Genomic DNA, 14,035 nt, shown 5'->3' with positions numbered 1-14,035 from the left:
TTGAATGGCTGTTTTTATGCCTGGAAATCTGCGAATTCAAAGCCGGGCGACACGACGCAGCTGACCAGAACTTCCTGACCGGCCGCGGGGCGGGCCGACTGCCACAGGCCGCCGGGCACGATCGCCTGCGGGACCTGCCCGTTCTCCACGTCCGGGCCCAGGAGCACGTGCTGGTCGCCGATGGTCAGGTCGAGCGGGCCGCCCCGGTGCCACAGCCACACCTCGTCCGAGCGGACCACGTGCGGGACCGACTCCTCGCCGGGCATCAGCAGGAAGTAGATGCCGGTGGCGCTGGCCCGCTCGCCGTCGTAGCCGTCGGGGGTGAAGCGGGCGGCGGTCTTCCAGGTCTGGCGGTACCAGCCGCCCTCGGGGTGGGGGAGCAGGTCGAGCGCCGCGGCGACCGGCGGGCGGGGCACGTACGCGATGGCCTTGCCGTGCACGTCGCGGCGCAGGAACCGGTCACCGTCCAGGACCAGTTGGCCCTCCATCGTGCTGGTCAGGGCTTCGGCCTCGTCGGCGACCTGGGTGGTCGGTCCGTCTGGGTAAATGGTGAGATCCACGGGATTGATGTTAGTCAGGATTGACGACGAGGCCGGGGACGGCGGCCAACGGGGTGAGGTCCAGGCCCTCGGACGGTGAGATGGCGAAGCGCTTGAGCGTGGGCAGCCGGGTGATGATCGACACATCGGTGAGATCGGTGTCGTAGAGACGCAGTTCCTGGAGAGGTGGGCCGGCCGACACCAGGGCGTCGAGACACTCGGGCAATCCCCGGAGGTTGTCCAGGGTGAGCGAGATCAGTTCGCTCGCGTGGGCGAAGACCGAAGGAGACAGGCGCTGGCCGTCTCCGTCGAGGGAGACCATCCTCAGCTCCGTCTGCCGTGACAGCCCTTCCATCCAGGCGTCGCCGTCCGGCAGGTTCAGGCCAAGGTGGTGCAGGCGAGGCCGGTGGTCGAGGAAGGCGTGATCGGCCTCGAAGACGACGTTCCATACCCAGAGCTCACGTAGGTTCTCCAGGCCGTAGAGGGGCGTCATGTCCAGCGGGCGAGGCCGGTCGGCGTAGAGCCACAGGAGCCTCAGGCGGGGAAGGAGGCCGGCGGGGCCGAGATCTCCCGCGAACTGCAGGAGGTCGAGGCTCTCGAGTTGTGGCGTGTCCTTCAGGAACGCGAGGGATCAGCCCGGTCATCCGGACCGTCAGCGCCGCCTGCAGCGGGGTGAACGCCGACAGGTCGTCGGGGACGCGGCGCAGGATCTCCTCACCCGCCGCCGCCAGGATCCTGGCCTCGTCCTCGGTACGCGGCGGGATCACCTCGGCCAGGCACGACTCCACCCGTTCCCGCAGCTCCAGCGGGATCTCCCTGATCGTCTCCAGGCAGGACGCCACCAGCAGCCGCAGCCGCCGGGTGTGCCGGCCGCCGTCGTCGGCCCGGTCCAGGAGGCCGCGCAGCAGGTCGCGGCGCAGGCGGCCGGTGGCGTGGCCCGCGGTCATGACGACGACCTCCCGCCACTGGTCCAGGTGGGCGCGTTCGACGGCCGCCTCGCCGTCGTCGTCCTCGACGAGCTGGCCGGCCGCCAGGTACTCCTGGACGGTCTTGTGGGCGAAGTCGATCCTGCCCGGCACCGGGCAGGTACTCCAGCACGTCAGCCGCCCGGTACGGCATGCGCAGCAGGCCGCGGCCGGATGCGAGCACGCGCTCGGCCCAGCCGCGCGGCATCCGGCCCGCGACCTCCTGGGCGACGTCGTCGAGCAGGTCGGCGGGGGCGGGCAGGCGGCCGTCTGCGTGGCTGGCGCGGACTCGATGCGGCGGCTGCCGGGCTCGCTCTCGTCGCGGCCGGTCAGCGAGGCGGGCGCGAGGCGCTCCGGCGGGCGGCGCTCGTGGCCGGCGCTGACGGTGAGCGAGATGTAGGCGACGCTGAGGGAGGTGCGCGGGCGGTAGGTCTCCATGGGCACGCCGAACAGCTCGACCTCGTCGAGGGTGCGGCTGAGGAAGGCCAGGTAGTGCTGCTCGAAGGCGTGGTCGTCCTGGGAGCCCTCGGGGGCATCGAGCGTGCGGACGGGCAGGCGGGCCAGGACACGTTCCATGCCCTCGGCCAGGCCGCTGAGGCGGGCGAGGCTCTCGGTCGCGGCGCGCGGCAGGTAGGGAGGAAGCTGCTGCATCATGCCGACCAGGCAGGCCACGCACTCGGCCAGCAGCACGCCGTAGAGCGCGTCCTCGGTGGTGCCGAGGCGGGGCGGCGCGACGGTGTCGAGCACGCGCCTGGCCAGCCGCGCGGGGTCGGCGTCCGCGTTGAACAGCGCCTCGTCCGACAGGTCCGCCGTGCGCAGCGACTCGACGACCTCCAGGAGTACGGCGGAGCGGGCGTCCTCGTCCAGCCCTCGGTACTCCTGCTCGACCAGGTCGCGCAGCCGGGCCTCGACGGCCATGGCCATGCCTTCGAGCTGGTTGCCGAACTTCCTGGGGGCCAGGCGGTCACGGAAGCCGCTCTGGATCATGTCCTTGAGCTGTGCGTCGCGGTCCCGGCTCGCGGCGCGGGCGGCGAGCCATTCGCGCATCGCGCGTTCCGCGATGGCCTTGCCCGCCGCCACGACCGCCGTCTCCACACCTGGCATAAATGCGATCATGCGGGAAATCTCACCCCTTCACGGCGCCCCCCAGCAGACCGGCCACGAACTGCCGCTGGAACACCAGGAAGACCAGCATCAGCGGCAGCGTGGCGAGGAACGCGCCGAGCATGAGCCCCGCGTAGTCCACGTGGGAGAGCCCGATCAGGTGGTTCAGCGCCACCGGCACGGTGTAGCGCTCCTCGGAGTTGAGCATGAGGAGCGGCCAGATGAACGAGTTCCACTGCGACATGAAGGTGAAGATGACCAGGGCGCCGAGCTGCGGCCGGACCACCGGCAGCACGATCCGGTAGAAGATCCGCATGTCACCGGCCCCGTCCAGGCGCCCGCTCTCCAGCAGCTCGTCAGGGAAGTCGAGGAACGCCTGGCGCATGAGGAAGATCCCGAAGGAGTTGGCCAGGAACGGGATGATGATCGCCTGATAGGTGTCGACCCAGCCGATGCTGGCCATCATCTGGAACAACGGCACCAGCAGCACCTGGAACGGCACCATCATCGTGGCCAGGACGACGCCCAGGAGCAGGCCCCGGCCGTGGAATCGGTACTTGGCCAGGCCGTACCCGCACATCGCCGACACCAGCGAGCTGAGCGCGGTGTAGACCAGCGCGGTCCAGACGCTCGTGGCCATGACCCGGGCGAAGTGCACGGACTCCTCAAGCTTGACGATGTTGTTCAGCAGGTCGCCGCCGGGCAGGAACGGTGGCGGGGAGGCGAACAGCTCGCTGCCGTCGTGGGTGGCCGCCACGATCATCCAGTAGAACGGCACCACGCTCACCAGGGCGCCCAGAACGGCCAGCACCCACACGAGCCGCCTCATGCGCGCTCCTTCCCGGACGTACGCGAGCCGAAGTAGCGGAACTGCACCCAGGACAGCGCCCCGATCAGTGCCACGACGGCCCAGGCGATCGCCGCCGCGTAACCGAAGTCGAGCTGCTTGAAGCCGACCTGGTAGAGGTAGAGGATCGGCGTCAGCGTGGCGTCGCCGGGCCCGCCGCCGGTCAGCACCAGCGGCTCGTCGAACAACTGCAGCGTCCCGATCGTCGAGGTGATCGAGCAGAACACCACGACCGGCCGCAGCTGTGGCAGGATCACCCGCCGGAACGTGGTCAGCGACCCGGCGCCGTCGATGGCCGCCGCCTCGTACTGCTCGCGCCCGATCCCCTGCAGCCCGGCCAGCAGGATGACCGCGTTGTACCCCACCCAGCGCCAGGTCAGCGACGCGATCAGCGCCACCCGGGCCCAGAACGGGTCGTTCAGCCAGTCCACCTGCAGCCCGAGCACCTGGTTGACCGCCCCGCCCTCGGTGCGCAGCAGCACGCGGAACACCACCGCGTACGCCACCAGCGTCGTCACCGCGGGCAGGAAGTACGCCACCCGGAGCGTCGCGCGGAACTTCAGCCACGACTGGTTGAGCACGTAGGCCAGCACGGTCGCCAGACCGATCATCACCGGCACCTGGACCACGAGGATCAGCCCGGCGTTGGACAGCGACCGCAGGAACGACGGGTCGCGCACCAGCCGCGCGTAGTTCCCGAACCCGCCTTCCAGGCTCTGCAGCAGCGACGCGGCCAGCGGGTAGGCGAAGAAGAGCGCCAGCAGCGCCGCCGCCGGTCCCGCGAAGACCCATGCGACGGTACGGCGCCGCCGGCCGTACCGCCGGATCTTCGGAACGTCGACCGCGACGGAACTCACGGGGCGATCTCGCGCTGGGTGGCGGCGGCGAGCTGCTCGGCCGCGCCGTCGAGCACCGCCTTGGGGTCCTCGCCGTTGAGCAGGCAGGCCGAGACGGCCTTCTTCAGCAGTTCCTCCGCCTGCTTGTCGTCACCGGTCAGCTCCACCGGCGGGATCTCCTTCACCTCGTCGGCGAACAGGCGGTTGACCTTCTCGCCGCCGAAGTACGGCTGCGGCTCGTCGAACAGCGGGTCGGTCAGCGCGGGCAGGTAGGCGGGGAAGAGCGCCTCGGTCCGCATCATCGAGACCTGCCGCTCCTTGCCCGCGAGCAGCCAGTCGAGGAAGGCCCAGGCGGTCTGCTGGTTCTTGGTCTGCGCGGTGATCGACAGCGCCGACCCGCCATTGGCCGAGGTACGGCTGCCGCCGGCCTCGAAGGCGGGCAGCGGGACGACCCCGAACTTGCCCGACAGCTCCGGCATCTCGGCCGTCAGCGTGCCGCTCCACCAGGCGGCGGTCGGCTGGGTGGCGGCCTTGCCCTGCTTGGTGGCGGTGACGCGGCCGTCCCAGCCCTTCTCGTTCTGCAGGAGGTCCTTGTCCTTGAGCGTCTTGAGCAGGGTGAGCGCGCGGACCGCGTCGGGGGAGTTGACCGCGACCTTGCCGTCGACGAAGTAGCCCTGGCCGAGCTGCTGCAGGAGCGTGGTGAAGGTGGCGACGCTCGCCAGGTCGGAGACGAACAGGCGCTTGCCGGTGGCCTGCTTGATCTTCTCGCCGGCCTTGACCGCGTCGTCCCAGGTGGTGAGGGACTTGGGGTCGACCTTGGCCTTCTCGAAGTAGTCGCGGCGGTAGTACAGGCCGACGGGGGCCGAGTCCCAGGGCAGGGCGTACAGGCCCTTGGCGGTGGACGCGGCCTGCCACTTGGCCGGGTCGAAGTCGGCCTTGTACTTGCCTGCCACCGGTGTGAGGTCGACCAGGCCGTCGGGGAAGTTCTCGGCGTAGCCGGGGATGGCGGTGTCTTCGAGCGTGATGATGTCGGGCAGGCCGGCGCCCGACTTGAGGCCGACGGTGATCTTGTCGTAGGCGTTGTCGTAGCCGATGTCGGTCACCTTGACCTTGACACCGGGGTTGGCCTTCTCGAACTCGGGGGCCAGCCGTTGGAGCGCCTTGGCGGCGACATCCCACGACCAGATCTCGATGTTTCCTGACACCTTGGCGTTTGCGGACTGGGTGATCTTCGGCGCTTCCTTGGCCGGGACGCCGCCGGTGGCGCAGGAAGCGGTGAGAACGAGTGATAGCCCGGCGATGGCTCTCTTCACGGGGTTGCTCCCGGTGGTATGTCACGTGATGTATTCTGAGTTTTGAATACAGTAGACGTGTGGTCCCGGTCACGCCAGTCCCTTTGCCAGGAAATGTCGGTCTCGACCGCTACCCTGCATCGAGTGATCTCCGAAACCCCAGCTCAGACCGCGCGGCACGCGAGAGTGGCCGCCGGGCTGGCCGAGCTGGAGCGGTGGCTCGGTGACCAGGTACGGCTCGGCCTGGGCCAGGCGGGGGATCGCGACTGGGATGATCTGGTCAAGCGGCTGGTCGACGCCCAGGCCCCCGGAGCGGCCGGGCTGGTGGCCCGGCTGGAGCGGGTGCGGGCCGCGGCGGGCTGGCCGGGTGCGCTGCTGTCAGAATACGCCCTGCTCAACCTGCTGGCCGTGGCCTACCGGCGGCGTGCCGAGCTGCCCCCTTCCCTGGCGCGTACCGTGCTGACCCGGGTGGGGTTCACGACCTCGCGGGCGGAGGTGCTCGCCGAGCCGCATGTGGTTGACCGGTGGCTGGTGCTCGGGGTCCGGGACGAGCCGCTCGACCACGTGACCGCCCGGCGCGTGTGGCTGCGCGGCCAGGCCACCGGCCGTCCGGCCCTCATCCTGACCTTCACCCCCGCGGCTCATCCCATGGACGAGACCCCGCCACCCGGCGCCACCCTGGAGGCGGCCCTGGCCTTCTACCCCGCCGCCGCCCCGCTACGGGCCCTGGTCGTCGACCTGGACGGGGAGGAGCCGCCGGGGTTTGTCCTCCCGCCCGGCGCGGTGGAACCCGGTCCGCACGGGGCCTTTCCCGCGCCGGATGGTCTTCGCGGGGGCTCTTCCGCGGCTGGCCTGGGGTCCTGGGCGGTTTCGGTGGAGGAGGCGCTGGAGGAGGTGGCCGGGGCGGTGGCGGCCGATCCTTGGACGGACGCGTGGCCGTTGCTGCTGGACGGGGTGGTGCCGGGGCGGGCCGACCTCGGGGGATTGCCGTTGTGCCCGGTCTGTCATGACCCGTGGCGGTTGATCGCGGTCTCCGGTGGCGGGCCGGTGACGGTGGCGGTCGAGTGGACGCCGCTCGGGCTGCGTCCGCTGACGGTGTGGGACGACGACGCCAGGCCGGTGCCCCTGTGAGCGGGCCCGGGTGGGAGGAGATGGTTTCCACCGCTCTGGTGGGGACGGCGCGTCGGCTGTACCGGGGAGAGCTGCTGGGGGATGCGGCGGTCGAGGTCGTGCGGCGGCGGGCTGGGCAGGTGGCCTTGGACGTGCGGGACCGTGAGCGGGCGGATCCTGAGGAGCGGGCGGCGGTGTCGTGGGAGGCGGCGGAGCGGCTGGGGCGGATTCTGGGCGGCGAGCACGGCAGGGTGCTGGGCGAGTGGCTGGCGGTGGCGGCCGGGAGCGGGCGCAGAGTACCACCGCACGTCCTGCCCGACCTGCTCGAACGCGGCAGGCGCGACCGGTCGATCAGGGCGTGGCTCGGGGTCCTGGCCGGGCGGCGCGGGCGGTGGCTGGCCGGGCTGAACCCGGCCTGGGCCTTCCTGCTCGACGAGCCCACCGGCGAGAGCTGGGAGTACGGCTCGCCCGCCGACCGCCGCGCCCACCTGCGCGCCGTCAGGGCGGCCGACCCGGCGGCGGCACGGGAACTGCTCGAAGGCACGTGGGAACGGGAGACGCCGGAAGATCGGGCGGAGTTCGCCGAGGCGCTGGGCGTGGGCCTGAGCATGGCCGACGAGCCGTTCCTGGAACGCGCGCTGGACGACCGGCGCCGCGAGGTACGCCAGTCGGCGGCCAACCTGCTGGCCGGGCTGCCGGACTCCCGGCTGGCCGGGCGGATGGCGCGGCGGGCGGCGGCGTGCCTGACGGTGTCCGGCGGGCGCGTCGAGGTGCGGCCGCCGCTTGAGTGCGACGCGGCGATGGAGCGTGACGGCGTGCGGGCCAAGCCGCCGAGGGGGATCGGCGAGCGGGCCTGGTGGCTGCAGCAGGTGGTGGCGCGGGCGCCGCTGCGGATGTGGGCCGAGCCCCGGGTGATGCTCGGGCTGCGGATCTCCGACTGGGACGCCGAGGTCAAGGCGGGATGGGTGCGGGCGGCGGTGTTGCAGCGGGAGGCGGGGTGGGCGCGGGCGATGTTCGCGCACGATCCGATCGCGGATCTGCTGGGCGTGCTGCCGCCGGAGGAACAGCAGGAACTAGCCGCCGAGTTCGTGAAAAATCAGGACATGGATAGCCAGCTCATCATGGTCCTCGGCGGCGTCGAACCGCCGTGGGGGGCCGGGCTGGCGGCAGCCGTACTCAACAAGATCGCCACGATCGCCGCCAGCCAGCCCTGGAACCTCGGCGAGCTCGCCCGGCTCGCCGGTGAACGCGTGGATCCTGAGCTGCATGCGCTGGCCGGGCAGAGCGGCGCGGCCGAGGTGGCGGAGGTGCTGCGGTTCCGGGCGGAGATGGTGAAGGAGCTTGGGCGAAAGGAGCTTGGGCGAGAAGAGCTTGGGCGTAAGGAGCTTGGGCGTAAGGAGCTTGGGCGAGAAGAGCTTGGGCGAAAAGAATTGGGAAGGGAGAACGCATGACGGTCCTGCGGGCCCATGCGGAGGACGAGTACGCCGAGGAACTGGCGCTGCTGGCCAAGGAGGACGACCGGCCCAGGCCGCCCGGCTGGGCGCTGTCGCCCTGGGCCGTGACCACGTACGTGCTGGGCGACGGGAGCCGGATCACCCCCAAGTACGTGGGCGCCCGCCGTATCGTCGAGGTCGCCGTCGCCACGCTGGCCACCGACCGGGCGCTGCTGCTGCTCGGCGTCCCCGGCACGGCCAAGACCTGGCTGTCGGAGCATCTCGCGGCGGCGATCAGCGGCGACTCCACGCTGCTGGTCCAGGGCACCGCCGGCACCCCGGAGGAGGCCGTCCGCTACGGCTGGAACTACGCCCGCCTGCTGGCCGACGGTCCCTCGCGCGAGGCGCTCACGCCCAGCCCGGTCATGCGCGCGATGGCCGAGGGCCGCATCGCCAGGGTCGAGGAGCTCACCCGGATGCCCTCCGACGTCCAGGACGCGCTGATCACCGCGCTGTCGGAGAAGACGCTTCCGATCCCCGAGCTCAACACGGAGGTCCAGGCCCAGCGCGGCTTCAACCTCATCGCCACCGCCAACGACCGCGACCGCGGCGTGAACGAGCTGTCCAGCGCGCTGCGCCGGCGCTTCAACACCGTCGTGCTGCCGGTCCCCGCCACGGCCGAGGAGGAGATGGAGATCGTCACCCGCCGGGTCGCCCAGCTCGGCCGCTCCCTGCAGCTTCCCGAGACCACGACCGGCCTGGAGGAGATCCGCCGCGTGGTCACCGTCTTCCGCGAACTGCGCGACGGCGTCACCGAGGACGGCCGCACCAAGCTCAAGTCGCCCAGCGGCACCCTGTCCACGGCCGAGGCCATCTCGGTGCTGACCAGCGGCATCGCGCTGGCTGCCCATTTCGGCGACGGCGTGCTGCGGGCCGCCGACGTGGCCGCCGGGCTCGTGGGCGCCGTCGTGCGCGAACCGGCCGCCGACCGGGTGGTGTGGCGGGAGTACCTGGAGACGGTGGTCCGCGAACGCCCGGACTGGCATGACTTCTACCGGGCCTGCCGCGAGGTCTCATGATCGAGGTGTTCGGCGTCCGGCATCACGGGCCCGGGTCGGCGCAGGCCGTACGGGAGGGTCTGGCGCGGCTGCGGCCCGACGCGATCCTCATCGAGGGGCCGCCCGAGGCCGACGCGCTCGTCCGTTTCGCCGCCGGGTGTGAGCCGCCCGTCGCGCTGCTGGCGCACGTTCCGGGCGATCCGTCGCGGTCGGCTTTCTGGCCGTTCGCGGTGTTCTCGCCGGAATGGCAGGCCATCCTGTACGGCACGCGCCACGGCGTCCCGATCCGCTTCTGCGACCTGCCCGCCGCCCACCTGCTCGCTCCGCAGGGCGGTGGCGAACGCGGCGTACGCGACCCGATCGGCGAGCTGGCCGCTGCCGCCGGGCACGACGACCCGGAACGCTGGTGGGAGGACGCGGTCGAGCACCGGCCCGGCGCCGCGTCGCAGTTCGAGGTGATCGGCGAGGCCATGGCGGCGCTCCGGGAGGGGTACACGCCGGACGCCTTCGAGGCCCGGCGTGAGGCGTACATGCGGCGTGTCCTGCGCGCGACCGTCAAGGCAGGACATGAGCGGATAGCGGTGGTCTGCGGCGCGTGGCACGTGCCCGCGCTGGCCGGGTCGCCGCCCCCGGTGAAGGCCGACGACGCGCTGCTGCGCGGCCTGCCCAAGGTGAAGGCGGCGCTGGCGTGGGTGCCGTGGACGTACGAGCGGCTCGCGATCCGCTCCGGCTACGGCGCGGGAGTCGGCTCGCCCGGCTGGTACCACCACCTGTTCACGGTGGCCGACCGGCCGGTCGAGCGATGGCTGGGCGCGGCCGGAGCGGTGCTGCGCGAGGAGGGACTGGCCGTCTCGTCCGCGCACGTCATCGAGGCGGTACGGCTGGCCGGAAGCCTGGCCGCCCTCCGCGGCCGCCCGCTGCCGGGGCTGAGCGAGGTCACCGAGGCGGCCAGGGCCGTGTTGTGCGAGGGCGACGAGCTGCGGGTCGCGCTGATCCAGCGCCGCATGGTCGTCGGCGACCGGCTGGGCCACGTGGGCGACGACGCGCCGCTCGTACCCCTGCAGCGCGACCTGCGCGAGCAGCAACGCCACCTCCGCCTCCACCCCGCCACCCGCGAGGAGCAGGCCGCCCGGGAGGAGCAGGTCGTCATGGCCGTGCGCGAGGAGCGGGCCGGCACGGTCGTGCGTGAGCTGGAGCTGGATCTGCGCAGGACGCTGGACCTGGGCAGGAGTCATCTGCTGCACCGGCTGCGGCTGCTCGGCGTGCCCTGGGGGGTGCCGGGGGAGGCGCGGGGCAGGGGGACGTTCAGGGAGAGCTGGCGGCTGGAGTGGCGGCCGGAGTTCGACCTGGCGCTGATCGAGTCGGCGGCGCTCGGCACCACGGTGGAGACCGCGGCCACCCGCCGCGTGCTCGACCTGGCGCCGACCGGCCAGAGCCTGGGCGAGCTCGCCGCGACGGTCGAGAAGTGCCTGCTGGCCGAGCTGCCCGGCGCGCTGCCCGGTGTGCTCGCAGCCCTGTCGGAGCGGGCCGCGCTGGACGCCGACATCACGCACCTGATGACCGCGCTGCCGGCGATCGTCCGCGCCCACCGCTACGGCGACGTCCGGGGGACCCCGGCCGAAGGGCTGGCGGCGGTCGCCCGGTCGATGCTGGACCGGATCAGGGCCGGGCTCCCCGCCGCGCTGCCCGGACTGTCCGGGCGGGCAGCGGGCGCGATGCTGGCCCAGGTGGACGGCGTGCACGCCGCGGTCGACCTGCTCGGCGATCCGGCCGCCCGCGAGCGCTGGCTGGCCACACTCCTGGCGATCTGCGACACCTCCGGCGCGCACGGCCTGGTCGAGGGGCGGCTGACGCGGATCCTGCTGGACGCGGGCGCGCTGGCCGACGCGGAACGGCGGCTGGCCAGGGCCACCTCGCGCGGCGGCGGGCCCGCCAGGGCGGCGGCGTGGATCGAGGGGTTCCTGGCCGGGGGCGGGCTGCTGCTGGTGCACGACGCGCGGCTGCTGGACCTGGTCGACGCATGGATGAGCGGGCTGTCCGGCGAACAGTTCACCGAGGTGCTGCCGTTGCTGCGGCGGACGTTCGGCGGCTTCGCCGTACCGGAGCGCAGGGCGATCGGGGAACGGGTGCGGTCGGGCGCGGGCGGCGCGCGGCCCGAGCGGGAGATCGACGAACGGCGGGCGGCGGCGGCCGGGCGGACCGTGCTGACGATACTCGGGAGGGCCCATGGATGAGCGGCTGCGCAGGTGGCGGCTGGTGCTCGGCGGCGGCGACGCGGACGGCACCGGCCTCGGCCTGCACGGCGACGACGCCCGGATGGACGCGGCGCTCGGGTCGTTGTACGAGAGCGGGGAGCGGGGCGGGCTCGGGACCTCCGCGCCCAGGGTGGCCCGCTGGCTGGGTGACGTGCGCAGGTACTTCCCGCCCGGTGTCGTGCAGGTCATGCAGCAGGACGCGATCGACCGGCTCGACCTGACCCGGCTGCTGGTCGAGCCCGAGATGCTGGAGGCGGTCGAGCCCGACGTGCACCTGGCCGCCACGCTGCTGTCGCTGGCCAAGGTGATGCCGGACGAGGCGCGCGAGTCGGCGCGGGCGCTGGTCAGGGCGGTGGTCGACGATCTGGAGAAGCGGCTCACTGCCAGGACGCGGACCGCCGTGGCGGGGGCGCTGGACCGGGTGGCGCGGACGCGGCGGCCCCGCCGTACCTCCGATGTGGACTGGAACCGGACGATCCTCGCCAACCTCGGCCACTACCTGCCCGACCGCAGGACCGTCGTGCCCGAGCGGCTGGTCGGGCACGCCCGCAAGCGACGCTCGCTCCGGCGCGACGTCGTGCTGTGCGTGGACCAGAGCGGCTCGATGGCGGAGTCGGTGGTGTACGCGGGGGTGTTCGGCGCGGTGCTGGCCTCGATCCCGGCGCTGCGGACCCGCATGGTGGTGTTCGACACCGCCGTGGCCGACCTCAGCGACCTGCTGCACGACCCGGTCGAGCTGCTGTTCGGCACCCAGCTGGGCGGCGGCACCGACATCAACCGGGCGCTGGCCTACTGCGAGGGGCTGCTCGAACGCCCGGCCGAGTCGGTCCTGGTGCTGCTCAGCGACCTGTTCGAGGGCGGGATCAGGGACGAGATGCTGCGCAGGGTCGCCGCGATGACCAGGGCGGGGGTGCGGGTGATCGTGCTGCTGGCGCTGTCGGACGAGGGCACGCCGCTGTTCGACAGGGACCACGCCGCCGCGCTGGCCGCGCTGGGCGTGCCCGCGTTCGCGTGCACGCCCGACGCCTTCCCCGAGCTGATGGCGGCCGCGGTCGAGGGCCGTCAGACGGCCGCCCCGTAGACGGGCCGCCGGTCACGGGTACGGCCCCGCAGCACCAGGACCAGCACCCCGGCGACCAGCCCGGCCACCCCCGCCACCAGGTAGGCCGCGTTCAGCCCGCCCGCGAACGCCGCCCTGGCCAGCGCCCCGGGCAGCAGCCCGGCCTGCCCGGAGGCGAGCAGGTCGGTGGCCCCCGCCGGGTCGGCCAGCCGCCCGGTCATCCGGCCCTCGGCCCCCGCACGGAACACCGACCCGAGCACCGCCACGCCGAACGCCTGCCCGAGCTGCCGGAACGTGTTGAGCGCTCCCGCCGCCATCCCGCCGCGCTCCGGCGCCACCGCGCCCATCGCCGCCGATGACATGGCCGGGCTGCAGATGCCGACGCCCAGCCCGGTGAGCGACAGGCCGGGCAGCAGCGCCGCCCAGCCGGAACCCGCGTCCAGGACCGCCTGGGCCAGCGCCCCGGCGCCGATCAGCAGCATGCCGCCGCCCACGAGCACCCTCGGGTCGGCCCGGTGCAGGTACGGCCCGGCGACCAGGGCGGCGACGAAGGCGATGCCGGACAGCGGCAGCAGCACGAGCCCGGCTCCGGCCGCGCCGAGGCCCAGCAGCGACTGCAGCCACAGGGAGGTGTAGGCGAGGTAGCCGAAGGCGGACACGCTGAGCGCCATGGCCGCGATCATGATGCCGACGAAGCGCGGCGATCGGAACAGCTTCAGGTCCAGCATGGCGTTCCCGCCCCTGGCCTGGAGGACGACGAACACGGTCAGCGCCACCAGGCCCGCCGCTGCCCAGGCCAGGGCGGCGGCGTCGGCCCAGCCGTACTCACCGGCCCTGATGAGGGCGTAGGTGAGCGCGCCGGCGCCGAGCGTGAACGTGGTGGTGCCCGAGACGTCCACGCGGCGGGACCGCGGATCGCGCGACTCGGTGAGCACCGCGAGCGTGAGCGCGATCGCCGCGATCGCCAGCGGCACGTTGGCCAGGAAGACCGCCCGCCAGCTGCCGTGCTCGGTGACGACGCCGCCGAGCAGCACCCCGGCTCCGGCCGCGGCGCCGTTGACCGCGCCCCAGACGCCGAACGCGACGCCCCGGTCGCGGCCCTGGTAGGTGGAGTTGAGCAGGGCCATCGTGGTGGCGAACATGATCGCCGCCCCCACGCCCTGGGCCACCGAGGCCGCCACCAGCAGCCCGATCGACGGCGCCAGCCCGCAGGCCAGGCAGGCCAGGCCGAACAGCGCCAGCCCCGCCACGTACATCCTTCTCCGGCCCACCAGGTCGGCGAGCGAGCCGGCGCCCAGCAGGAGGGCCGCGAGCGCCAGCGCGTACCCGTCGAGGACCCATTGCAGCGAGGAGAACGTCGCGCCGAGATCGCCGGCCATGTCCGGCAGCGCGACCGCGACCGCGCCCGCCTGCATCAACAGCATGAACGCACCCATGCAGACCGCCACCAGCGGCCACCACTTGCTTGTCATGCCACCGACCATGACCCCTGCTCGGTGCTTTATCGTGCTAGGCAGCGAGAAACCGCGATTTTTC

Annotated in this window: 12 protein-coding genes; 5 read left to right on the top strand and 7 right to left on the bottom strand. The window is 72.7% G+C overall.

From position 1 onward, the window contains the following. Positions 1 to 14 precede the first annotated feature (14 nt). Genes HNR40_RS18350 through HNR40_RS18325 form a run of 6 tightly spaced genes read right to left on the bottom strand, consistent with a single transcriptional unit; the run spans position 15 to position 5,604 of the window. The gene (locus tag HNR40_RS18350; RefSeq protein ID WP_312896407.1) at positions 15 to 560 is read right to left on the bottom strand and encodes a cupin domain-containing protein; all 546 of its coding nucleotides are present in this window, start codon (positions 558 to 560) and stop codon (positions 15 to 17) included. A gap of 10 nt (positions 561 to 570) precedes the next feature. After that, the gene (locus tag HNR40_RS18345) at positions 571 to 1,032 is read right to left on the bottom strand and encodes a leucine-rich repeat domain-containing protein (RefSeq protein ID WP_184962725.1); all 462 of its coding nucleotides are present in this window, start codon (positions 1,030 to 1,032) and stop codon (positions 571 to 573) included. Next, positions 998 to 2,608, bottom strand: a complete 1,611-nt coding sequence (locus HNR40_RS18340; protein WP_184962723.1) for an NACHT N-terminal Helical domain 1-containing protein — start codon at positions 2,606 to 2,608, stop codon at positions 998 to 1,000. The genes HNR40_RS18345 and HNR40_RS18340 overlap by 35 nt, the downstream gene beginning before the upstream one ends. A 22-nt stretch (positions 2,609 to 2,630) precedes the next feature. Then, complete coding sequence (locus tag HNR40_RS18335) at positions 2,631 to 3,437, bottom strand: carbohydrate ABC transporter permease (protein WP_184962721.1); 807 nt, start codon at positions 3,435 to 3,437, stop codon at positions 2,631 to 2,633. Then, positions 3,434 to 4,312, bottom strand: a complete 879-nt coding sequence (locus HNR40_RS18330) for a carbohydrate ABC transporter permease (protein ID WP_221340504.1) — start codon at positions 4,310 to 4,312, stop codon at positions 3,434 to 3,436. The genes HNR40_RS18335 and HNR40_RS18330 overlap by 4 nt, the downstream gene beginning before the upstream one ends. Continuing rightward, positions 4,309 to 5,604 (bottom strand): ABC transporter substrate-binding protein, encoded by a 1,296-nt coding sequence (locus HNR40_RS18325; RefSeq protein ID WP_184962719.1) that lies wholly within the window; start codon positions 5,602 to 5,604, stop codon positions 4,309 to 4,311. The genes HNR40_RS18330 and HNR40_RS18325 overlap by 4 nt, the downstream gene beginning before the upstream one ends. Positions 5,605 to 5,727: 123 nt before the next feature. Here HNR40_RS18325 and HNR40_RS18320 point away from each other — a divergent pair, with 123 nt between their 5' ends. The 5 genes from HNR40_RS18320 to HNR40_RS18300 are packed head-to-tail and all read left to right on the top strand — an operon-like array spanning position 5,728 to position 12,520. Continuing rightward, positions 5,728 to 6,714 (top strand): SWIM zinc finger family protein, encoded by a 987-nt coding sequence (locus tag HNR40_RS18320; RefSeq protein ID WP_184962717.1) that lies wholly within the window; start codon positions 5,728 to 5,730, stop codon positions 6,712 to 6,714. A gap of 20 nt (positions 6,715 to 6,734) precedes the next feature. Next, positions 6,735 to 8,144, top strand: coding sequence for a DUF5691 domain-containing protein (locus tag HNR40_RS18315; protein ID WP_184962715.1), 1,410 nt, complete (start codon positions 6,735 to 6,737; stop codon positions 8,142 to 8,144). After that, on the top strand, positions 8,141 to 9,205 hold the full coding sequence (locus tag HNR40_RS18310) for an ATP-binding protein (protein WP_184962713.1): 1,065 nt from the start codon (positions 8,141 to 8,143) through the stop codon (positions 9,203 to 9,205). The genes HNR40_RS18315 and HNR40_RS18310 overlap by 4 nt, the downstream gene beginning before the upstream one ends. Beyond that, the gene (locus tag HNR40_RS18305) at positions 9,202 to 11,418 is read left to right on the top strand and encodes a DUF5682 family protein (RefSeq protein ID WP_184962711.1); all 2,217 of its coding nucleotides are present in this window, start codon (positions 9,202 to 9,204) and stop codon (positions 11,416 to 11,418) included. Before HNR40_RS18310 ends, HNR40_RS18305 begins: the two co-directional genes overlap by 4 nt. Further along, positions 11,411 to 12,520: a vWA domain-containing protein gene (locus HNR40_RS18300; RefSeq protein ID WP_184962709.1), complete on the top strand. Its 1,110-nt coding sequence runs from the start codon at positions 11,411 to 11,413 to the stop codon at positions 12,518 to 12,520. The genes HNR40_RS18305 and HNR40_RS18300 overlap by 8 nt, the downstream gene beginning before the upstream one ends. Here HNR40_RS18300 and HNR40_RS18295 read toward each other — a convergent pair. Next, the gene (locus HNR40_RS18295; protein ID WP_184962707.1) at positions 12,502 to 13,971 is read right to left on the bottom strand and encodes an MFS transporter; all 1,470 of its coding nucleotides are present in this window, start codon (positions 13,969 to 13,971) and stop codon (positions 12,502 to 12,504) included. The two genes, HNR40_RS18300 and HNR40_RS18295, sit on opposite strands and share 19 nt — an antisense overlap. Between the last annotated feature and the right edge of the window lie 64 nt (positions 13,972 to 14,035).

The organism is Nonomuraea endophytica (assembly GCF_014203235.1).
Lineage (GTDB): Bacteria > Actinomycetota > Actinomycetes > Streptosporangiales > Streptosporangiaceae > Nonomuraea > Nonomuraea endophytica.
The sequence above is the reverse complement of the archived record's forward strand: the minus strand, read 5'-3'. Positions and strand labels throughout refer to the sequence as shown.

Bases quoted from the DNA above. Each gene is read 5' to 3' on its own strand.
- HNR40_RS18345 (WP_184962725.1), bottom strand. From the start codon at position 1,032: ATGACGCCCCTCTACGGCCTGGAGAACCTACGTGAGCTCTGGGTATGG.
- HNR40_RS18340 (WP_184962723.1), bottom strand. From the start codon at position 2,608: ATGCCAGGTGTGGAGACGGCGGTCGTGGCGGCGGGCAAGGCCATCGCG.
- HNR40_RS18335 (WP_184962721.1), bottom strand. From the start codon at position 3,437: ATGAGGCGGCTCGTGTGGGTGCTGGCCGTTCTGGGCGCCCTGGTGAGC.
- HNR40_RS18315 (WP_184962715.1), top strand. From the start codon at position 6,735: ATGGTTTCCACCGCTCTGGTGGGGACGGCGCGTCGGCTGTACCGGGGA.
- HNR40_RS18310 (WP_184962713.1), top strand. From the start codon at position 8,141: ATGACGGTCCTGCGGGCCCATGCGGAGGACGAGTACGCCGAGGAACTG.
- HNR40_RS18305 (WP_184962711.1), top strand. From the start codon at position 9,202: ATGATCGAGGTGTTCGGCGTCCGGCATCACGGGCCCGGGTCGGCGCAG.
- HNR40_RS18300 (WP_184962709.1), top strand. From the start codon at position 11,411: ATGGATGAGCGGCTGCGCAGGTGGCGGCTGGTGCTCGGCGGCGGCGAC.
- HNR40_RS18295 (WP_184962707.1), bottom strand. From the start codon at position 13,971: ATGACAAGCAAGTGGTGGCCGCTGGTGGCGGTCTGCATGGGTGCGTTC.